Annotated in this window: 22 protein-coding genes and 1 tRNA gene; 15 read left to right on the top strand and 8 right to left on the bottom strand. The window is 54.2% G+C overall.

The features are described from left to right. Positions 1-201: 201 nt before the first annotated feature. Positions 202-278: transfer RNA gene (locus CpATCC19410_RS01030), tRNA-Pro, on the bottom strand. A gap of 56 nt (positions 279-334) precedes the next feature. Further along, positions 335-1,273, bottom strand: coding sequence for a metallophosphoesterase (locus tag CpATCC19410_RS01035; protein WP_014400936.1), 939 nt, complete (start codon positions 1,271-1,273; stop codon positions 335-337). Between CpATCC19410_RS01035 and CpATCC19410_RS01040 the strand changes: the two genes are divergently transcribed. Continuing rightward, positions 1,272-1,733 (top strand): GatB/YqeY domain-containing protein, encoded by a 462-nt coding sequence (locus CpATCC19410_RS01040; RefSeq protein WP_013241059.1) that lies wholly within the window; start codon positions 1,272-1,274, stop codon positions 1,731-1,733. The genes CpATCC19410_RS01035 and CpATCC19410_RS01040 overlap by 2 nt on opposite strands. A 25-nt stretch (positions 1,734-1,758) precedes the next feature. Here CpATCC19410_RS01040 and CpATCC19410_RS01045 read toward each other — a convergent pair whose 3' ends face one another. Further along, entirely contained in the window at positions 1,759-4,131 is a 2,373-nt protein-coding gene (locus CpATCC19410_RS01045; protein WP_013241060.1) for a transglycosylase domain-containing protein, read from the bottom strand. Positions 4,132-4,323: 192 nt separating this feature from the next. Between CpATCC19410_RS01045 and CpATCC19410_RS01050 the strand changes: the two genes are divergently transcribed. The 4 genes from CpATCC19410_RS01050 (at position 4,324) to CpATCC19410_RS01065 (ending at position 6,301) form a co-directional block, all read left to right on the top strand. After that, the gene (locus CpATCC19410_RS01050) at positions 4,324-4,671 is read left to right on the top strand and encodes a WhiB family transcriptional regulator (RefSeq protein WP_014300416.1); all 348 of its coding nucleotides are present in this window, start codon (positions 4,324-4,326) and stop codon (positions 4,669-4,671) included. 101 nt (positions 4,672-4,772) lie between these two features. Further along, a complete protein-coding gene (gene sp36 / locus CpATCC19410_RS01055) occupies positions 4,773-4,928 on the top strand; it encodes a Sp36 family protein (protein ID WP_013241062.1) in 156 nt (51 codons plus the stop codon). Continuing rightward, on the top strand, positions 4,928-5,386 hold the full coding sequence (locus CpATCC19410_RS01060; protein WP_013241063.1) for a RidA family protein: 459 nt from the start codon (positions 4,928-4,930) through the stop codon (positions 5,384-5,386). The genes sp36 and CpATCC19410_RS01060 overlap by 1 nt, the downstream gene beginning before the upstream one ends. Before the next feature lie 81 nt (positions 5,387-5,467). Further along, entirely contained in the window at positions 5,468-6,301 is an 834-nt protein-coding gene (locus CpATCC19410_RS01065; protein ID WP_014400938.1) for an MBL fold metallo-hydrolase, read from the top strand. 79 nt (positions 6,302-6,380) lie between these two features. Here CpATCC19410_RS01065 and glxR read toward each other — a convergent pair whose 3' ends face one another. Together glxR and CpATCC19410_RS01075 are read right to left on the bottom strand one after the other, a co-directional pair. After that, positions 6,381-7,064, bottom strand: coding sequence for a CRP-like cAMP-activated global transcriptional regulator GlxR (glxR, locus tag CpATCC19410_RS01070; protein WP_013241065.1), 684 nt, complete (start codon positions 7,062-7,064; stop codon positions 6,381-6,383). A gap of 301 nt (positions 7,065-7,365) precedes the next feature. Beyond that, positions 7,366-7,674, bottom strand: coding sequence for a hypothetical protein (locus CpATCC19410_RS01075; RefSeq protein WP_013241066.1), 309 nt, complete (start codon positions 7,672-7,674; stop codon positions 7,366-7,368). Here CpATCC19410_RS01075 and nth point away from each other — a divergent pair. The 4 genes from nth (at position 7,673) to CpATCC19410_RS01095 (ending at position 11,138) form a co-directional block, all read left to right on the top strand. Next, positions 7,673-8,479: an endonuclease III gene (gene nth, locus CpATCC19410_RS01080; protein WP_013241067.1), complete on the top strand. Its 807-nt coding sequence runs from the start codon at positions 7,673-7,675 to the stop codon at positions 8,477-8,479. The two genes, CpATCC19410_RS01075 and nth, sit on opposite strands and share 2 nt — an antisense overlap. 3 nt (positions 8,480-8,482) lie before the next feature. Continuing rightward, complete coding sequence (locus CpATCC19410_RS01085; RefSeq protein WP_013241068.1) at positions 8,483-9,088, top strand: TlpA family protein disulfide reductase; 606 nt, start codon at positions 8,483-8,485, stop codon at positions 9,086-9,088. Beyond that, positions 9,088-9,867: an NUDIX hydrolase gene (locus tag CpATCC19410_RS01090; RefSeq protein WP_013241069.1), complete on the top strand. Its 780-nt coding sequence runs from the start codon at positions 9,088-9,090 to the stop codon at positions 9,865-9,867. The genes CpATCC19410_RS01085 and CpATCC19410_RS01090 overlap by 1 nt, the downstream gene beginning before the upstream one ends. Positions 9,868-9,938: 71 nt before the next feature. Further along, positions 9,939-11,138 carry a MarP family serine protease gene (locus tag CpATCC19410_RS01095; protein ID WP_013241070.1) on the top strand — a complete coding sequence of 400 codons (1,200 nt, stop codon included), beginning with the start codon at positions 9,939-9,941 and terminating at the stop codon, positions 11,136-11,138. Here the strand turns inward: CpATCC19410_RS01095 and CpATCC19410_RS01100 are convergent. Both CpATCC19410_RS01100 and CpATCC19410_RS01105 read right to left on the bottom strand, forming a co-directional pair. Continuing rightward, on the bottom strand, positions 11,131-12,048 hold the full coding sequence (locus CpATCC19410_RS01100) for an alpha/beta fold hydrolase (protein WP_013241071.1): 918 nt from the start codon (positions 12,046-12,048) through the stop codon (positions 11,131-11,133). The genes CpATCC19410_RS01095 and CpATCC19410_RS01100 overlap by 8 nt on opposite strands. An 89-nt stretch (positions 12,049-12,137) precedes the next feature. Continuing rightward, positions 12,138-12,638, bottom strand: a complete 501-nt coding sequence (locus CpATCC19410_RS01105) for a phage holin family protein (protein WP_013241072.1) — start codon at positions 12,636-12,638, stop codon at positions 12,138-12,140. Between the two features lie 116 nt (positions 12,639-12,754). On the opposite strand from CpATCC19410_RS01105, the gene CpATCC19410_RS01110 reads away from it, so the two are divergent. Continuing rightward, a complete protein-coding gene (locus CpATCC19410_RS01110) occupies positions 12,755-13,420 on the top strand; it encodes a hypothetical protein (protein ID WP_013241073.1) in 666 nt (221 codons plus the stop codon). A 43-nt stretch (positions 13,421-13,463) separates the two neighbouring features. On the opposite strand, the gene CpATCC19410_RS01115 is transcribed toward CpATCC19410_RS01110, so the two are convergent. Beyond that, positions 13,464-14,336, bottom strand: a complete 873-nt coding sequence (locus CpATCC19410_RS01115) for an HAD family hydrolase (RefSeq protein WP_013241074.1) — start codon at positions 14,334-14,336, stop codon at positions 13,464-13,466. 828 nt (positions 14,337-15,164) lie between these two features. Here CpATCC19410_RS01115 and ssd point away from each other — a divergent pair. The 5 genes from ssd (at position 15,165) to CpATCC19410_RS01145 (ending at position 18,948) form a co-directional block, all read left to right on the top strand. After that, entirely contained in the window at positions 15,165-16,193 is a 1,029-nt protein-coding gene (gene ssd / locus CpATCC19410_RS01125) for a septum site-determining protein Ssd (RefSeq protein WP_014400939.1), read from the top strand. After that, complete coding sequence (locus CpATCC19410_RS01130; protein WP_013241077.1) at positions 16,190-17,314, top strand: TadA family conjugal transfer-associated ATPase; 1,125 nt, start codon at positions 16,190-16,192, stop codon at positions 17,312-17,314. The genes ssd and CpATCC19410_RS01130 overlap by 4 nt, the downstream gene beginning before the upstream one ends. Beyond that, complete coding sequence (locus CpATCC19410_RS01135; RefSeq protein WP_014300419.1) at positions 17,314-18,069, top strand: type II secretion system F family protein; 756 nt, start codon at positions 17,314-17,316, stop codon at positions 18,067-18,069. Before CpATCC19410_RS01130 ends, CpATCC19410_RS01135 begins: the two co-directional genes overlap by 1 nt. Next, entirely contained in the window at positions 18,066-18,689 is a 624-nt protein-coding gene (locus CpATCC19410_RS01140; RefSeq protein ID WP_013241079.1) for a type II secretion system F family protein, read from the top strand. Before CpATCC19410_RS01135 ends, CpATCC19410_RS01140 begins: the two co-directional genes overlap by 4 nt. Positions 18,690-18,753: 64 nt before the next feature. Continuing rightward, entirely contained in the window at positions 18,754-18,948 is a 195-nt protein-coding gene (locus CpATCC19410_RS01145) for a DUF4244 domain-containing protein (RefSeq protein ID WP_013241080.1), read from the top strand. Positions 18,949-18,955 lie beyond the last annotated feature (7 nt).

The raw sequence follows: 18,955 nt of genomic DNA on the forward strand, positions 1-18,955 counted from the left end.
CTCCTTCGTGATTGGGGTTTTAACCCTCATGCACAAAGAGTCCGACACCCTCGCGTGGAATAACCCCTGGGAGCTATTCCACGCCGTTTTAGATAGGTTCACCAGTAACAACCGCTAGAAACGGACACACTTTTTGCTACTTAACCCCAAACAAAGGAATAAGCTGGGACATGGTGTACACCATGTCCCAGCTTATCTCAATGGTCGGGATAACAGGATTTGAACCTGCGACCTCTTCGTCCCGAACGAAGCGCGCTACCAAGCTGCGCCATATCCCGTTGATACGGGAAATACTCTAGTTGATCAATGTAGTAAACAACAAAACTGCATTGTCTTAACGCTCGGTGACGCGGATTAATGTGGCGGAGGGCCGGCAGAAAAGGCGAATGGGGGCAAATTTAGAGGTGCCCAGGCCATTGGAAACATGCATCCACATCTTTCCAAAGGTATGTAGGCCCTGCACTCTTCGGGTATCAATCCCGCAATTGGTCACAAGGGCTCGAGAACCGGGCAAGCAAACCTGGCCACCGTGGGTGTGGCCGGAAAGCGACAACATATAACCATCGCGTTCAAAGCGCTCTAGTACGCGTGGCTCCGGAGCATGCAGCAGCGCAATGCTGAGGTCTGCGTCCGGGTTCGGGGGCCCGGCTATTTCTTCATAGTCGTCGAGGTCGTGGTGGGGGTCGTCGACACCGCCTACGGCGATGCGCACATGGTTGATTTGGAACTCGTGACGGGCCTGGTTAGCATCGCGCCATCCGTGTTCTATGAAGGCAGCGCGCATTCCTTTCCAAGGCAGCGGCACCTCGCTGGGCTTACGCTTTTTGCCAAAGAGATAGAGGAAAGGATTGACCATACTTGGGGCAAAATAATCGTTGGTGCCAAAAACGAAGAGCCCGGGGCGCCGTAGCAGTGGGCCGAGAGCCCGCAACACTCCAGGTACTCCCTTAGGATCACTGAGATTATCTCCCGTGTTAATAACGAGGTCTGGGGAAAGCCTATCCAGCTGTGCTACCCATTCTTGTTTCTTCACCTGGTTGGGCGTCATATGGAGATCGCTGAGGTGCAGGATCCTAAATTCATCTGCATTTCTTAAGACTCCAGGCTCCAGGATGGGAAGCTCCACAATCTTGAGCTCAAAGTTAGAGCATTCGCGATACGCCCATGCGAGGGCGGAGAATCCAGTGAGTCCTAGCACACCGGTTGCCGTGAGAAGAGTCTTTGTCAATGAAGCCACTCGTATAGCGTACCTGCGAGTAGGCTTAACAACCATGAGTGAACTCAAAAAGAAGATCCGTGCAGATTTGACCACCGCCATGAAAGCTAGGGAAAAGGAGCGTACGGGCACGTTGCGTATGCTGTTAGCGGCAATCCAGACGGAGGAGACAAGTGGAACAAAGCATGAGTTAACTGATGGAGATGTGCTCAAGGTCATCGCTCGCGAGATTAAAAAGCGTCGCGAATCCGCAGAAGTGTATGCGGGAGCAGGCCGACAAGAACTAGCCGACGCAGAAACTCAGGAAGCAGATATTCTCGCGGAATACCAGCCTGCACAGCTTGACGACGCCCAACTCGCCGCACTCGTTGCCCAAGCAGTTGAAGAAGTCGCTGCGGAGCACGGCGAGGCCACGATGAAGCAGATGGGCCAGGTTATGAAGATAGCTACGGCTAAAGCTGCAGGCCAGGCCGACGGCAAGCGCCTGTCCACGGCAGTTCGTGCGGCGCTAGCCTAGGTTGTATTCAGGCTGCTTGGTAAGGCTACCTGCCAAGCAGCTGTTGTAGCAGGTTTGCCAGGTCGTCCCCTCCCGGGTTGCGGTTGTTATCGGAGGGGCCTTCGTCCCGCGGTATCAGAGGGCTGGTGGTTCGCCGAGGGGGAGTGCCGTCTGAAAGGACGAGCTTGATGGTTGAATCTGATTTGAGAGGAACGGGAACCTCCGTACGGACCACATGATCCTTGGGTAAGCCATTGCCCGCGGTGTATTCGGTGACAACTTTGTATCCCTTGCCGCTAAGCTCACGTTTTACGTCATCGCCATTGCGGCCGACATAGGAGCTACCTAGGTCTTCTGAGGATCCGCGGTTGTACTTTGTATTGTAAGCCGGCAGGGCGCCGGTTGCTGCTCGGCCGGTTGCTGTTGCGGCGGTAAACCAGGTACGGGCGGGCTCGTCGCCGCCGAAGAGCGTGCCTTTTCCACACTGAGAGACCGGAGAGGTACACAGCGGGGAGACGGTTGTTCCATCGTTGTAAATATATGCCGCAGACGCAAAGTTGGAGTTAAAGCCGAGGAAGGCAGCTGACTGGTGAGATTCCGTGGTGCCTGTCTTGGCGGCCGTTGGCGCACGGAATCCTGCGGCCTTTGCCGCGGCCGAGCCAGTTCCCTTGATGATGTCCTGACTTAGTCCGTTGGATAGTGCATTGGCAATTTCTTTGCTGAGGGCCTGCTCACATGCGGGGCGCTCTATGTAGACCTCGTTGCCATTGTGGTCGGTCACGGATTCGATAGGGCTTGGCTCGCACCACATGCCATCGGAGGCTAGGGAAGCAGCGACGTTGGAGAGCTCGAGAGCATTAACGGCTGTGGGGCCTAGGGTATAGGAACCCAGGTTGTGCTCCTTGAAATAGTCTGCGATGGAGTTGTCCTGGTCAAAGGACCCTTTTTCGGAGTAGCTACGCAATCCCAAAGCTACAGAAATGTCAACCACGTCGCGTACGCCAACGGATTCGATGAGCTTAACAAACGGGGTGTTGGGTGAATAAGCTAGGGCATCGCGTAGAGACATCTGTGGGGCGTAGGAACCAGAGTTTTCCACGCAGTAGGTTCCGGGGGCGCATCCCGCGGCGCCGCCGTCGCCAAGCCCCTTGGCCTCATAACGGCGAGGAACCTGCAAAACGGTGTCCAAGCCATAACCCTGCTTGAGGGCGGCAGCGGCTGTGAAAATCTTGAATATGGATCCGGCGCCTGCGCCCACCAGGGAGGAAGTCTGTGGAAGAACCGTTTGACCTGCATTGAGATCTAGGCCGTAATCGCGGGAAGAAGTCATTGCCAGGATCTTGCGCGAATTTGTGCCGGGCTCGATGATATTCATAACATCGGCGACCCCGGGGGACTGCGAATTGACCTGACTAGTCACCGCATTATGCGCAGCCAACTGAGTCTGTGGGTCAAGGGTGGTTTTAATGGTGTAAGCGCCTTTGGTGATTTGTTCGGTGCTCAAACCTTTTTTGTTGAGGTAGCTGAGGACATGGTCGCAAAAGAACCCACTATCGCCAGCGGCGATACAACCATTTGCCAAGCCCTGGGGGGCGTCTAGCACTCCGAGGGGCTCGGCTTTGGCTAGGTCGGCTTCTTCTTGGTTGATGTAGCCGTTCATCACCATAGAGTCCAAAACTGTGTTACGGCGCTCAATAACGGCAGGCGCATTGGTGAAGGGATTGAGGTAGGAGGACGACTGCACCATGCCGGCAAACATTGCAGATTGAGCCAAAGACAGTTCTGAGGCGGATATACCAAAGTAAGTCCTTGCTGCTGCCTCGATGCCAAAGGAGTTGTTTCCAAAGGGCACCAGATTGAGATAGCGGGTAAGGATCTCATCTTTAGAAAGCATCTTGTCGATGGTCGAGGCCATCCGCATCTCGCGCAATTTACGCGGGATAGATGTCTCCGTAGCGGCGGCTTGCTCGTCGGCATTGTTAGATGTGACAAGAAGCAGATAATTCTTTACATATTGCTGATCCAGGGTGGACGCGCCTTGCGCCACGCCTCCAGCAAAAAGGTTGGCAGCGATCGCGCGGAGATTGCCTTGTAAATCCACGCCCTTATGTTCATAAAAGCGTCGGTCTTCGATGGAGACGACCGCATCCTTCACTGTCTGTGGGATTGCTTCCGACGGCACTGAGTATCTGCGCTGGGAATACAGCCATGCGATAGGTGAGCCCTGATTGTCTAAAATGGTGGAGACCCCGGGAGCGGACCCGTCGGTCAAATCTTGAAGATTGGACTGCATTGTTGCACTAGTGCGTGCAGCTGCAACGCCTGTAATGGCAGCTATGGGGGAGAGCGCTAGGGCGCTGGCAGCCCCTGCTGCTACGGCAGCGGCGACGATCCTGTTGAGTGAATTCCACTTTGACACCCCTTTACCCTAGCTAAGCAACCGTTGTAGGGGGAAGTAGGAAATATCCCCACAAAGTGTGATGCATTCGACTTATGCAACTTTCTGTGAATAGACTTACATGAGTTCACGTTGGGCGCCTATAAAAAGGCGCAGAGGCTTGGTTTTTAAGCCTCTAGTTCGTTCCAAGATTTATGTCAGGAGGAGTTCATCATGACAACTTCGTTGATGAACGTACGTAAGATCAGCCCCCTAGAGGAAGATTCATTGGGGTCACTTCAGGCATTGGATCGTGGAGACTGGGTTATGCACGCCCACTGCCGGCATGAAGACCCGGACGCTCTTTTTGTTCGCGGCGCTGCGCAGCGCCGTGCCGCAGCTATTTGTAGCGAGTGCCCCGTGATGATGCGTTGCCGTGCAGATGCCCTGGACAATCGCGTGGAATTCGGCGTGTGGGGAGGCTTAACGGAGCGGCAAAGGCGTTCCATTCTGCGCAACAATCCTGACGTTAAAAGTTGGCGAGATTTCTTTGCACGCGGAGGCGAACTCTCCGGGGTGTAAGGGGGCGGCCTGCGTACTGTGTTTGTAGTGCGGGGCGGTGTGAATCCCTTGCGTCGATAAGCCCTTATCGTGGGTTTGCAGTAGCAGGTACAGTTATAGACATGACTAAATGGGAATATGCCACTGTGCCTCTGCTAACTCACGCGACTAAGCAGATTTTGGATACCTGGGGCGAGGACGGCTGGGAGCTGGTTAACGTTGTGCCGGGGCCAAATCCTGAGAACGTTGTTGCTTATATGAAGCGTGAGGTTGAGTAATGACGGCAAGCGAGAATCTTAAAAACTTAGGCATAGAGCTGCCAAAAGTTGCGGCACCTGTGGCTGTTTATATCCCAGCAACAAAGGTGGGAAACCAGGTTTGGACCTCTGGGCAGCTTCCTTTTATCGATGGCTCCTTGCCAGCAGTGGGCAAAGTCGGGGCGGAAGTCTCCGCGGAACAGGCTGAATCCTATGCCCGCGTGGCTGCTTTAAACGCTCTGGCCGCCATCGATGCGCTGGTCGGCATTGATAAGGTGACCCGAGTCCTTAAGGTCGTGGGGTTTGTGGCCTCTGCACAGGATTTTGGCGGACAGCCTGGGGTGGTCAACGGCGCCTCAAACCTTATGGGAGAAGTCTTTGGCGCAGCCGGTGAGCATGTGCGTAGTGCTGTAGGGGTAGCGGAATTGCCCTTGAATTCCCCCGTTGAAATCGAAGTTATTGTTGAGGTTGCTGAGTAAGAAGCTTTAACGGTTCTCTATGCAAACGGACCCTGCAAAACTAATGGCGGGGTCTCGTTTAAGTAGTTTGGCATGGCGAGAATGGCTAAGCTGATGGGCATGGAGCATCCTGCTTACAGTCAGCTGCGGCCGGTTAGTCCGTCCGTTTCGGTGGTACTTTGTCCTAATCCGGGGTACGCCGCTCTCGAAGGAACCAATTCGTGGGTTGTGCGTGCTGAGGGGGACGCGCGCAGCATAGTTATTGATCCCGGCCCTGAGGATGAGGGGCACCTCAATGTCTTAAATAGCAAGGCTAATGAGGTCGGCCTGATACTGCTCACTCATAGGCATCATGATCACGCTGATGGCGCGCCGCGCTTCTACCAGCTCACGGGGGGTGCTCCCATTCGGGCTCAGGACCCGGCTTATTGCAAAGGCGGAGCGCCGCTTGTCGACGGTGAAGTGATCACAGTGGATGGGGTTACTCCGCAAGTGGAAGTTGTTTTTACCCCAGGGCATACTGCCGACTCTGTGTGTTTTTTTGTGTGGAGCGGGGAGCCTCACGCATCGGAGTTAGAGGGGATTATCACTGGCGATACTATCGCTGGGCGCCATACCACGATGATTTCCGAGACTGATGGGGATTTGGGGGACTACCTTAGCACTCTTGCGCTTTTGGAAGATCGAGGTAAAGACGTACGTCTTATGCCGGGGCACGGGCCGGATGGGGATGACGTTGCAAGCTTTGCGCATTGGTATACCCAGCGGCGCCGCCAACGGCTTGATCAGATTCGTGCTGCGCGTGCTGAACTCGGTGAGGATGTTCCCATCAAGCAGCTTATCGACGCTGTCTATGATGACGTAGACCCAGTTCTTCGAGGCGCTGCGGAACAGTCGACCCGCGTGGCCCTGCGCTATCTCGCAGAACAAGAATAAGTTGCCTTCAATAAAGGCCTGTGGCCCCGGTTCTCATATGAGGGGGAACCGGGGCCACAGGCCCTTTATAGGGAAAGCGTTAGCGTGCGCGCTTTGCCAGGTGCTCAGTGTCTACGATCAGGACTGACTTGCCTTCGAGTCGGATCCAGCCGCGGTGAGCGAACGTAGCTAGGGCCTTGTTCACGGTCTCACGGCTGGCGCCTACGAGCTGGGCGATCTCTTCCTGGGTGAGATCGTGATTTACCCGGAGTGCTCCGCCTTCTTGAGTACCAAAGCGGTTTGCTAGTTGCAGGAGCGTCTTAGCGACGCGACCAGGTACGTCTGTGAAGATCAGATCAGCGAGAGAAGCATTCGTGCGGCGCAGGCGGCGGGCCAAAACGCGAAGCAGCTGCTCGGAAATTTCTGGGTGGTCGCTGATCCACTGGCGAAGCATCTCTGAATTCATGGTGGCGGCATGGACTTCGGTGACGCAGACGGCAGAAGAAGTACGTGGGCCTGGATCGAAGATAGAGAGCTCACCGAACATGTCGGAAGGGCCCATGACTGTTAAGAGGTTTTCACGGCCATCGAGTGAATGACGGGCTAGCTTCACTTTTCCGGAAGTGATTATGTACAAACGATCGCCAGGCTCACCCTCTTCAAAGATTGTTGCCCCGCGCGGGAATCGGACGCTTTCAAGCTCCTGAATCAGGTTGCCAACTGCAACTGGGTCTACACCCTGAAAAATTCCGGCGCGGGAGAGAATATCCTGCACACCATCCACGTCAATACTCCTCTAGTAGGCCGCGCTAGGAATCTCTTCAATTCAGAGCTATAGCTAGTGCGGTGTTATACCGGATCTTGGCGCGATTGTGGAAAACACCTTCGCATTGCCTTTGACCGGTCTAGTTAATGTTTCCTAGATCACCATACTATGTACTGCGTCACTTTTGCACCTTCAAAATGGATTAGTCACAGATTGAGGGGTTTGCTCACTGAATGGGGGTGAAATTTTTGAATTATCGAGAGAGATCCGTCCCATCGTGGGGTTCGGGGTCCGCAGCGGGGGTGCTAAAAAGGTGGGGTTATTTTTCTTCGCTAGATAAAAAATTCTTAGCATTATCCGTAGAGTCGGATCCTTCTTCCGCTGTTCCTGTTCGAGGAAGGTCGGTGATGTCTGCTGCAGCGTTATTTTTCTCGGGGATTCCATGCGGATGGAGAACCTTGATCTCTAGGCGATCCATCCATAAGAGGAACAGTGCCAAGGCAAGGGGAACAAAAAATACTAACAGGAAGCTCATGCTGTCACTGTAGTCTCGTATTCGTTGGTATGCAGTGCGGTTTTGGGCCAATGTCGGAGCAATGTCATAGGCCTGGAATAATGTAGGTGCCATGTCGAGTCAGTATCTGTCAGAGTTGCCCACTTCTCCGCCGGCCGCCCGGATCAAAGTGGGTAGGCATAGGGCTACGCGCGGACAGGAGACTCCCCTGGGTAAGAAGCGGCGAGCACGTAGAATTAACAGGCTTCTGAGCATAGGTTACCCAGAGGCTCATTGTGAGCTGGACTTTAAAACCCCGTTAGAGCTCACTGTAGCCACGGTATTGAGCGCACAATGCACTGATGTGCGAGTTAATCAGGTAACTCCTCGGCTCTTCTCCAGATACCCCACAGCATGGGATTACGCCAACGCAAATGAGCTTGAGCTGCAAGAGCTCATCCGGCCTACCGGATTCTATAAAGCAAAAGCCGCACACCTCATTGGTTTGGGACAGAAACTTGTGACGGACTTCGGCGGAGAAATCCCGCAGAGCATCCAGGACCTGGTGAGCCTACCGGGCGTAGGAAGAAAAACTGCCAATGTAGTTCGAGGGAATGCTTTTGGTATTCCGGGGCTTACCGTGGATACGCACTTTGGCAGGCTGGTGCGGCGCATGGGCCTGAGCTCTCACACCGATCCGCTGAAAGTAGAGGCTGAGCTCGCGGAACTCATAGAAAAGAAAGAATGGACGATGTTTTCCCATCGCATCATCTTTCATGGTCGCCGAGTGTGTCATTCACGTAAAGCTGCGTGCGGAGCCTGTTTCTTAGCCGCGGAATGCCCAAGCTTTGGGCTTGAAGGTCCGATAGATCCCGAGCTGGCATCTGCTTTAGTGGTAGGGGATAATCGTGAAGCGTTATTGGAGTTGGCAGGAGCTTAGAGCATGAAAAAGACAATCGCTGCTTCCTTTGGCGTTTTTGTTGTGATGCTTGTGTTCCTGCTCGCGGTAGTTCCACAGCTTCTGCGTGGAGATAACTCGGGCAATCAGAATGGCAGCACCGGGGCTGAAGGTACCGAAGCGACAGCACAGAATGTACAGAATCGCCCGGAGTGTCCTATCGCAGACTTAGGTGGTGTTTCCCTCCCGTGTCTGGGTGCTCAGCATCGCGCCCGTCCTATGCCTGCCGTTACGGTGGTATCGCTGTGGGCGTGGTGGTGCGAGCCGTGCCGCAAAGAACTACCGCTCTTTGATGAACTCGCCGCCAAACATCCAGAGTTTTCTGTGATAGGAGTTCATGCGGACCCCAATGCCGCTAATGGCGCTGCCCTGCTCAATGACCTTGGCATTCAGATGCCATCGCTACAAGACAACAACAATAATTTCGCAGCCTCACTCGGGTTGCCTAAGGTAGTGCCCATCACCCTTGTTTTTGATCAGAATGGAAAGCTCATCTCGACGATCCCTAAGCCCTTTGAACACTATGGAGAGCTTGAGTCCGCAGTGTTAGGAAAACTTCCCGCAACCGTTACCCCCACGGAGGCCTCTTGATGGATAGCAACGAGAAGCAGGGTAGCGATTTTCCACGGCCGGATATGCCGGGAGAGAACATCACGCTGCGCCCAGAACGCGCTCCCATATGGATGCGACGTCTCGTAGGAGATGTCACCGGCGGTGTTATAGACGGAAGGATCCGAAGGGCATTACGCCCTGAGTCCTCTCCAGATTCTACTAGGCGCGCCGCAGTGCTTGTTCTTCTCGCCGGGGCAGAAACCTCGGCAGAGATGCCTAATGACGCCTCCGTGCTTCTTACGCATCGTTCACCGCGAATGAGAGCGCACTCCGGGCAGATAGCTTTTCCTGGAGGACGCCTAGATAAGACTGACGCTAATGCTGTGGACTGTGCTCTCAGAGAAGCATGGGAGGAAACGGGATTGGATCGTCGGACGGTGACCCCTCTGGCGCAGCTTCCTGAGGTGCATATTCGTGCCACAGGTTACCCGGTGCTTCCTGTATTAGCCCACTGGCATAGCGTTAGTCCCATTGGCGTGGTCAGCCCGCAAGAAGCCGACTCAGTAGCTAATATTCCAGTGCTGGCTCTGACGGATCCCGCTAATCGGTTTGTGGTGCAGCACCAGGACTGGACAGGGCCGGCATTTCGGGTAAACGATTATGTGATCTGGGGGTTCACCGGAGGGCTGCTTGATGCTCTTATCGCTCATGCAGGATGGGAGCAGCCGTGGGATAAAACTACCCGCTACGATTTGCACAAGACACTGTCTGAATCGCGAAATAACGAGCGGCTTGGCCAGTTATACCCGCGTAGGTAAACCACCAATTGCGGCCAAGCTCTCAGGTATCGCGCCTAGCGCGCTTTAGTTCATAGGAAGGTCCTCCAGACGTGACTCCAGGAACAGTCGTGGACATAATCATCGGGCTGGCGCTCATCTTTGCTATCTTTTCCGGATGGCGACAGGGTGCCTTTGCCTCGGTGCTTTCCACATTGGGTGTGATAGCAGGTCTGATATGCGGTGCTGCCCTTGCCCCGGTGGTAATGGAACAGACGGAATCCACAGCACTGCGCTTCCTACTCGCTTTGGGCACGGTGATTCTTCTTGTCGGGATAGGAAACCTCGTTGGTGGGCTTATCGGCTCATCCTTACGGGATCGGGCTCAGTGGCGCAGAACTCTGGCGATAGACTCAATGGTGGGCGCTTTATTTCAGGCCTTTGCCACATTGATCGTTGCATGGCTAGGTGCTATTCCGTTGGCTACCAGCCTGAGTGGTTCGGTATCCCAGGGGATTAAAAATTCTACAATCCTGGGATTTGTTGATCGCAATATTCCGGCTGCCTTCTCAACATTGCCGTCTCGTATCTCAGCGATGCTTAACGAGTCCGGGTTGCCGCCTTTGATTTCTCCTTTTGTAGAGGGATCACAATCAAAGAACGTAGAGGCGCCTGCAATTAAAGTCGCTGATACAGCTCTTGTAGAGCGCTTACGTCCTTCAGTTATTCATGTGCTGGGAGAGTCTGAAGAATGTAGCCGGCGGCTCATGGGATCTGGCTTTGTCATTGATGAATCTCACGTGATCACTAATGCTCACGTAGTGGCGGGTACCAATAAAGTTAGCTTGGATACCGTCGAGGGAGTCTTCCCTGCCGAAGTCGTGTACTACAACGCACAGCTGGACATAGCAGTGCTAAAGTCCGACAAGATCAGCCTTCCTGCGCTTTCCTGGGCTCAAGAACCAGCCGAGTCTGGCGAGGACGCCATAGTCATGGGATTCCCGGAGTCTGGTCCCTTTGAAGCCGCCCCTGCCCGCGTGAGCGACCGCATTAAAATCTCGGGTGCAGATATTTATTCCAACGGCAGGGTTGAGCGAGAGGCATACACCGTGCGCGGCAGTATCCGTAAAGGAAATTCCGGTGGCCCCATGGTGGACACTGAAGGCAACGTGCTCGGTGTGGTCTTTGGCGCATCCGTAGACAGCAGCGACATCGGTTATGTACTTACTGCTCAAGAAGTACAAAACATGGTGGGAGATATCGCAGCGCTGGAGACTCCGGTGGATACTCAAAAATGTGTGACAGCTAGATAGTAGAGCGGATAAAACGCAGCACCTCGGAAACAAAACCCTCAGGATTTTCCAGGTGTGGGCGTTGGCCTGTACCTCCGACAGTGGAGGTACTTAGTCCCGCTGCCGACCGCGAGTGTGCTCGGCGAGCTAGCCATGCGGATGTGGCGGAGGCGTCGACAAGCATGTGCACAGGTACCTGAACCTTAGGCAGTGTCCATTTCGAGGGAGGAACGTTAACGCTGTAACGAGAGGTTTTTGTCACCGGGAGGAATGTGGAGTCGATCGACATAGCCTTACGACGTAGGCGCAGTTCTTGCGAGAAACGCTCGCTGACGTGGAATCTAAGGCCGGTGGTCAGTCTCAGATCGCGCTCAATAAGCAGGTCGCGCCGGGACCAGCACCAGGAACGCAGAAAATGGGGGAGACGAAACATCATGGTCAGCGGAAGAATGTGGGAAAAAAGCCAGGGGCGAAGGCCAATTGCGCGACGCATATCGGCGGGATGAAGCGCACCCATGGTTAGCAACGAATCCACGTGGTCGGGATAATTAGCGGCCAGCAACCATGCGATGGACGCGCCAGAGCCCGCTCCGATGACGTGGGCAGAGTTATGCCCCAGGGTTCGGATGGAACCCGCGATGTCTCCGGTGACAAAGCGGTGCTCGTAGCCGCTTGGGGGCTTATCTGAAAGCCCGTATCCGCGCATGTCTAGCGCTGCGACATGAAAACCAGCTGCCGCTAATGGCTCAATGACGTGTCGGAAATCGAACCAGCCACCAAAAGAGTCATGCAGAAGCACGATAGCAGGATTCTGCGGGTCGCCCGCTGTCGCAGCGTGCAGGCGCAGCCCGCGCGTATGCAGCATCTGGTGGTGGAATGGGCCCTCCAATGCGACTACAGAGGGCGACAGCGGCTGCCGGTGTTTCTTCAATCTTTTACTTCCTTATGACGCTCGTAGGACGAAAAACGCCCCGCACAACGACGTGTGAGGGGCGCAAGTGCTTCCACGTATTAAGGGCGTTAGCTGTACATTCCGTGCTGTTTAGCCTCTAAGTTGGCCTGTGCTTTTCCCGGAACGAGATTCTTAAGCTCTGTGACGGATTGAATGGTCTGCTTTGGCTTGCCGATCTTCTTGACCTTCTTAAACCCTACTAAGGCAAGAAGTGCCGCGAGGACGATCATTATGAGGAAGACAATGAGGAATGCGGCCCAACGGTCTAGCCAGACGCTGAGTAGCTCTGCAAGGAAGAAGAAAAAGAAGAAGGAGCTATATAGGGCGATAGTGCCGGCGACACCAAATAGGCCACCGCCGATAACGCCTTTTTTAGCCTCTGCAGCAAGTTCGGTCTTAGCAAGCTCCACCTCTGCACGGAACAACGAGGACATCTGTGCGGTAGCGTCACTTACGAGGGAACCGATGGAGCCTTTGTTGGTGGCATCGACATCAGTCAGGGGGATTCCATTAACCTTTGCGTCGAATTGATCCGCGCCATCAGTGAAAAAGCCGTTGTCCTTGCTCACAGGTTGATCCCTTCAGATCGAATTCATTTAAAACAGTTATCTTCAATCGTGCCACGAAACGCGCGTGAAGGTGAATTTACTAGATAGATTGTTGTGCATTTGTAGTATTAAAACTCATGGCAACCCTGGACCACCTACTCGCATCCGGTGAAATTAAAGCACTCTCTCAACGTGCTACAGATGGCATCGCTGCAGTTCATCGTAGGCCAGTTAACCTGCGCAAGTATGACGTTACCTCCTCGGAATCAATACTGCGGGGCGCGCGGACTAGTGCTGCGCTTGATCCCAAAGTAGGGGAGAAGTACCACATCAGTGGGTACAGTGTGCTCGCGCCAGCTGTGATCGAACAAACATCGAGAACCTTTCTCCGTGCGCCACTCCAAGTCCTTGCCCGCATAGACGCTCTGGCGGGAGGGCCAGGCAGGCCTACCTCTGCGTCCATGGAACTTGAAGTCCTAGCTCGCGTGATCACATCGGGCCCCAATCCGGCTCTGCTACCGGCTGTTGTGCATGGGGAGATCATCGGACGTGCAGCTTTTGGTCCTAGAAGCGCGCTCGTGGCACGCGTTGCAGCTCGTAGCGCAGCGGTCACTTTTGGTCTTGATCCTCGTGGTTTATGCGTACCAGAAACCTATCTGCGCAGGCACCGAGTTGAGTATCAAGCGAGTGCAGCGCACTTCACAGCAGGCCAGGAACAAGCGGTGAAATTTATAGAGCTGTATCTCAAAGCGATGATAGCCGGCGCGGAGGAAGCAGAATCCATCGCAGCTGCGGCTCGGTGATGGATCTGCGGGAAGGAGAGGGGCGTCGGCAAGCTAAGTGCGTTTAGGTGCGCTTATCTGTCCGCTTATTCCACCACACCACGCCTCCCAGCATCGCGGCGACTCCGGCAGCGACACCCGTGCCGATCTGGACTTCCCGCATCGTGGGCTTTGGAAAAAGGGGAACAGGGTTTTTGAACGTGCGGATTTCCCAGCCCTTCTCCGTAGCTATTCGACGCAGCGCCCGGTCCGGGTTCACCACAATCGGGTGGCCGACAGCTTCGAGCATCGGAAGATCCGTGACCGAATCAGAATACGCAAAGCTAGAATCTAGGTCGTATCCCCGTTGTTGTGTGAGTTCTGCAATCGCCTGTGCTTTCATCTCTCCCTTGCAATAAAAGGGCATCTCTCCAGTAAATTTGCCGTCTTCAACCACTAGCTCTGTGGCGACCACGTTTTCCACTCCCAGTTCCTGGGCGATTGGCTCCACCAAAATACGAGCTGACGCGGAGATGATCACCACATCGTGGCCGGCCTCCTGATGCATGCGGATGAGCTCGCGGGCTTCTGCATAGAAGGTGGGAGTGACCAATGAATGCATCGTTTCCGTTGCGATGGCTTTTACCTGCTCCTCGCTCCAGCCAACAATCATCTGAGCTAATTGATCCCGAGTCGTATCCATCTGCTCGCTACTGTGGCCGGCGATCATGTAGGTGGCTTTTGCTATGGAAATCTGCAAAGCGGTGACGGGGGAGATCAATCCTGAATGGAGAAACTCTCGGCCGTACACATAGACGGAGGAAGTCGCGATGATTGTCTTATCTAAGTCAAAAAAAGCGACAACTTTGGAAGAATCGGCGGGAAATATCATGCCGGAACCAGGGGTGGAATCATCGTGTGATGCTCCGGGGCGGGGGTGCTCGGATGAATGTGCCATAGTGTCAGCGATTGTAGCTGTTTTTATGCCGTTACGAGCAAAAATGTCAGGCGTGTGATGCGGCGACGACGCTTTAGCGGCTGACTAGAGGTGTACTGAAGGTGTATTGAAAAGAAAAAATGCGCTCGATGTCTCGCGGAGTATTGCCTGTTGCTGTGGTTTGTGCAATAATTGCGAGTGCAAGGCCCCGATATACAGTGTGGCCTGCCCCGGCCCGCCCCCCCTGTGGCCGGGTGGCGGCTCGTCCTTACCCCCCTAGCGCGAGCCGCCCTTTTGTATGTTTAAGCGACCGTTGTATGGAAATCTTGATCCCACCCCTCATTGAAAGAACAACCATTAAAATAGACGGGAATTTCGCCCGGCAAGCTGGAAGAATGAGAGGACTTGTCTAGTGGGATTTCCTCGTACCAAATTTCATGGTTTACCTTTTTCCCCTTCTCAGTCCACCTTAAAATCTCTTTCTCATTAAAACTGGCCTCTGCCAAAACCTGCAGCACCTGATTCGGGGAGTCTAGAAAGTAGCGCTTGACGTAGGCGAGATAAATAGTAGATATGTCTATCAGATCGAAAGTCTGTCTTAGTCGCTACCAGGGATTTTACAGTTAGCGCGACGCATGGGAGAAGTTTGTTCCGTGGTATGCCCCGACCGGTTTGCCTCGTACTTGTAAATCAGCCCCCGTACACAAACGGACTAACACCCTCCCATTACGCAACCCGGTCGGGGAGTTATCCACAGAAATTAGAAAAATCGAGACGAGAATCGTGTTATCCACAGAAGCCCTTTACACACACTCGTCGTAAGCCGGCGTTGCATGAAAGCTATCAGCTATGAAGCCAGCACCAGTACTCATAGCAGTAACGGATCCCATTGTTCACCCTGAAGCCGTGCATATAGTCGCAGCTACGGGGCGACCCATGATCGATAGCACTGACCCCCGGGAAATTACTCGCCATGCTCATCGGGCTGCTGCCGTGCTTGTCGACGCAACAACGGCTCCGCACGCAGCAACGCTTCCCGCTGGTACTCGGCGTTTTCTTCTCGCTGCAGAACCTGGACCCATCGATTGGCAACTAGCCATGGCGTGCCATGCAGAGGCAGCATACGTTGTGCCGGCGCAAGCGCCAGAATTACTCAAAGCGCTTGGTAGAGACGATGATCCGCCACCAGCGGAAGGCATTGTGATAGCGGTTATGGGTGCCGTCGGTGGGTCGGGGACATCAACTCTTGCCAGCGCTATAGCGCTCAATTGTGAGAACGCTGTGCTCATTGATGCAGATCCTTCTTCTGGAGGTGTGGATCTTCTCCTAGGCATAGAGGAATCACCGGGTATGAGGTGGAATGACCTGGCATTACGCCAAGGTGATGTGCGTTCTGACGACCTCATTGCGGCGTTTCCTAAGACCTCTCAGGGGCTTCCCGTCCTCACGGTGGCCCGTGGCAATGACGCGCACACTATTGATGACGCAACATTCAATGCAGTTATTCGGAGCCTGCATGGCCACACCAGCGTGGTTGTGGACCTTTTACGCGAAACGAGTATTGCCGATTCCGCTCTCGACGCCGCCGATTGCGTAGTGCTGTGCATCCCCGCCGAAATTCGCGCGGTCGCAGCAGAAAGATTGGTTCAACAGATGCGCGCCCGCAACATCAAAGTCGTCGGCGTGCTGCGGCACCGCTTATGGTCATCGGTGGATGCCAGTGATGTTGAACGAGCAGCGCACCTCGATGTTGTAGCGGAGATAGGAAATCTGTCGCGGCTGACAAAAACCACCGAATACACGGGTCTTTCGTCGCCTTTGCCACGCAGCCTCAAGGCTGCAGCGACGGCAGTGCTGGAAGAAGCTCAGGCAGCATGATGAACCATCAAGACGTGGTAGCACGCGTTCAGCGCAGAATCGCTGAAGATCCAGGGTTGGCAGATTCTGCATCGCTTGCGAGTCTGGTCAGACAAGAAGCACACGGAGTAATAAGCGACGTAGACATGATCTCGTTGCTTAGACAACTGAGATACGACTCCGTTGGGATCGGCCAACTAGAGAGACTTCTGGTTATCCCCGGAGTGACCGATATCGTGGTCAACGGAACCACGGGAGTGTGGTTTGATCGCGGACAGGGACTGGAACGCGCCGACGTAGCTTTTGCCTCGGATGATGAAGTCAGGCGATTGGCCACCAGATTCTTAGTAGCATCCGGCAGCAGGCTTGATCATTCACATTGCTTTGGCGACGGACGAATCACCAGGGATGACGCCACAAGTATTCGTGTTCATGCGGTATTGAGCCCGCCGTCGGAAAGCGGTACCTGCCTTTCCCTCAGGGTCCTCAGACAAGCAACAACGACGATAAAACAGCTCACCGCAACGGGAACTTTTAGCCCAGAAGTAGCTGGTGGTCTGCAAGAGATGATTGCGCTGCGCAAACCCTTTTTGGTTGTTGGTGGGACGGGAAGCGGGAAAACGACACTGCTGAGCGCCCTGCTTGCTCAAGTAGACCCAGGAGAACGCATAGTGTGCATTGAAGATACTGCGGAACTCCGACCCGCACATCCTCACGTGGTGTCGCTTGTCTCTAGGGCTAAAAACACTGAAGGTAGCGGCGAGATAACAATGACCACTTTGTTGCGTCAGGCTCTTCGGATGAGGCCAGATCGCATTGTTCTCGGAGAAATACGTGGTCCAGAGGTGGTCGATTTGCTCGCGGCCCTCAATACCGGACACGAGGGATGCGCAGGAACCCTGCACGCCAATTCGCTGCAAGAAGTGCCAGCCCGGATTGAAGCTCTAGCAGCTCTTGGCGGTCTTGATCGGCAAGCTTTGCATTCCCAACTCGCAGCGGCTTCACCTGTGGTCTTGGCCATGAAGCGAACCCGGCAGGGGAGACGGCTTCAGCAGATCGGTGTTCTTCGGGGATACCCGCTTGAAGTGCATCTGGTGTGGGACGACACAATGCAAGGAGCGCCCTCGTGGAATCTTTCATAATGCTTGCAGCTGCCGCCTGGGTATCAGCATCTCCCTCCCCGAAACGGCGGGTTGTAGGCAAGAAAGCCACACGACAATGGCAGAAGAAAGCTATAAGCGTGATCCTTGTAGTGGCCCTAATTTTTCCTCTTCGGCATCACATTCCCCTCGTGGTTTCAGGAGCTCTCATCGTGGCTACAATCGTGAATTCCTGGAATAAGCGGAGATTAGAGGCATCTCAACGCCGGGAACAAGAGGAAATATCAACTGCATTGGGGAGTCTCGCCGGGGATCTACGGGCGGGGGTTGAAGCTTCTGTTGCTTTAGAAAACGTGGCTCAGAACCTTCCTGAATCGGCATTGAAAGATACCCTCATGGCGGCGTCGAGAAGCTCGCGCATTGGGGGATCCGCATCCGCATATTGGCAGCAACGTGCTCTTGCTATCCATGGCATTGAGAAAATAACCCATGCCTGGCGCTTGAGTGAACGGTACGGGATTGCGCTGGCGCCTTTATTAGAGAAAAACAGGGCCTCACTGGATGAAGATCTGCGCCATGCAGAACGCACCCAAGCTGCCCTGCAAGGTGCTAAGGCCACGGCTTACATCCTCACTGCACTGCCTTTTGTAGGGATTCTTTTAGGTCGAGGAATGGGCGTGAATGCTTTGGGATTTTTGTTTCACACACGTATCGGAGCAGTGCTTTTAATACTGGGAACTCTATTGGTCTGCGTAGGGAACCTGTGGAGCCAGGCGATTATGGAGAAAGCGCGATGATCACGGTTATTGCGATGGCATTAATAGCATTAGCGGCCAGCATCAAACGGCCCGATGTTGTACAGCGAATCTATCGTGCGCGTGATGGTCCTCAGAAAATACCTTGCGGGGTACAAAGATACTGGGATGCACTACTGCACAAGCTTTTCGCAGATCGGTTATCGAGTGATTTTCTCCGTAAAAGCGCCTACCAGCTGGATCTTTTCGCCGCTTGTGTGCAATCAGGTTTGACACCTTCACAATCCGCTTTTGCCGTTGCAGCGACAGAGGAATCATCACCCAGAGACGCTCGGGTCAGAAGCGGTTGGCTGGAGGTAGCAATGATGCTGGAGATGGGGATGCCCGCTGAGCGCGCATGGCAGAGCCTTGCAGAGCATCCCGCGTTAGGGGACCTGGTAACAGTGGCGCGAGCTTCAGAGAGATCGGGAGCGACTTTGGCTGAGGCGTGTGAGAGATTGGCACGACAATTACGCGCACGGGCATCAGATCTAAGTCTCGCCCGAGCAGAACGTGCGGGAGTGCTCATTGCATTGCCGTTGACCGTATGTTTTCTTCCCGCATTCTTCTTGCTCGGACTTGCACCAGTGGTCATCAGCTTGGGAATTGGGATTTTTTCTTGATCCATCAAAGGCGATTGGCAAAACAAAAAACTGAACAACCAAAAGAACAAAGAAAAGGAACAACATGTTTACTGCTTTTATCCATAACTGTCACAAACTCGTTGATAACGAAGACGGGATGACCACTATCGAGTACGCCATGGGTGCACTGGCCGCCGCAGCTTTGGCGGGTGCGCTGTATTTAGTTGCTACGAGTGGCTCGGTATCAACCGCTCTGGAAGGCATAATCACGAATGCTTTGAACAAAACTCCAGGTTAATTAAGCG

The organism is Corynebacterium pseudotuberculosis, from assembly GCF_002155265.1.
Lineage (GTDB): Bacteria > Actinomycetota > Actinomycetes > Mycobacteriales > Mycobacteriaceae > Corynebacterium > Corynebacterium pseudotuberculosis.

Excerpts from the sequence above, each read along its gene's own strand:
- CpATCC19410_RS01035 (WP_014400936.1), bottom strand. The coding sequence starts at position 1,273 with ATGGTTGTTAAGCCTACTCGCAGGTACGCTATACGAGTGGCTTCATTG.
- CpATCC19410_RS01130 (WP_013241077.1), top strand. The coding sequence starts at position 16,190 with ATGATGAACCATCAAGACGTGGTAGCACGCGTTCAGCGCAGAATCGCT.
- CpATCC19410_RS01085 (WP_013241068.1), top strand. The coding sequence starts at position 8,483 with ATGAAAAAGACAATCGCTGCTTCCTTTGGCGTTTTTGTTGTGATGCTT.
- CpATCC19410_RS01065 (WP_014400938.1), top strand. The coding sequence starts at position 5,468 with ATGGCTAAGCTGATGGGCATGGAGCATCCTGCTTACAGTCAGCTGCGG.
- CpATCC19410_RS01110 (WP_013241073.1), top strand. The coding sequence starts at position 12,755 with ATGGCAACCCTGGACCACCTACTCGCATCCGGTGAAATTAAAGCACTC.
- CpATCC19410_RS01145 (WP_013241080.1), top strand. The coding sequence starts at position 18,754 with ATGTTTACTGCTTTTATCCATAACTGTCACAAACTCGTTGATAACGAA.
- CpATCC19410_RS01090 (WP_013241069.1), top strand. The coding sequence starts at position 9,088 with ATGGATAGCAACGAGAAGCAGGGTAGCGATTTTCCACGGCCGGATATG.
- CpATCC19410_RS01040 (WP_013241059.1), top strand. The coding sequence starts at position 1,272 with ATGAGTGAACTCAAAAAGAAGATCCGTGCAGATTTGACCACCGCCATG.
- CpATCC19410_RS01140 (WP_013241079.1), top strand. The coding sequence starts at position 18,066 with ATGATCACGGTTATTGCGATGGCATTAATAGCATTAGCGGCCAGCATC.
- CpATCC19410_RS01135 (WP_014300419.1), top strand. The coding sequence starts at position 17,314 with ATGCTTGCAGCTGCCGCCTGGGTATCAGCATCTCCCTCCCCGAAACGG.
- ssd (WP_014400939.1), top strand. The coding sequence starts at position 15,165 with ATGAAGCCAGCACCAGTACTCATAGCAGTAACGGATCCCATTGTTCAC.
- nth (WP_013241067.1), top strand. The coding sequence starts at position 7,673 with ATGTCGAGTCAGTATCTGTCAGAGTTGCCCACTTCTCCGCCGGCCGCC.
- CpATCC19410_RS01050 (WP_014300416.1), top strand. The coding sequence starts at position 4,324 with ATGACAACTTCGTTGATGAACGTACGTAAGATCAGCCCCCTAGAGGAA.
- sp36 (WP_013241062.1), top strand. The coding sequence starts at position 4,773 with ATGACTAAATGGGAATATGCCACTGTGCCTCTGCTAACTCACGCGACT.
- CpATCC19410_RS01060 (WP_013241063.1), top strand. The coding sequence starts at position 4,928 with ATGACGGCAAGCGAGAATCTTAAAAACTTAGGCATAGAGCTGCCAAAA.
- CpATCC19410_RS01115 (WP_013241074.1), bottom strand. The coding sequence starts at position 14,336 with ATGGCACATTCATCCGAGCACCCCCGCCCCGGAGCATCACACGATGAT.
- CpATCC19410_RS01075 (WP_013241066.1), bottom strand. The coding sequence starts at position 7,674 with ATGGCACCTACATTATTCCAGGCCTATGACATTGCTCCGACATTGGCC.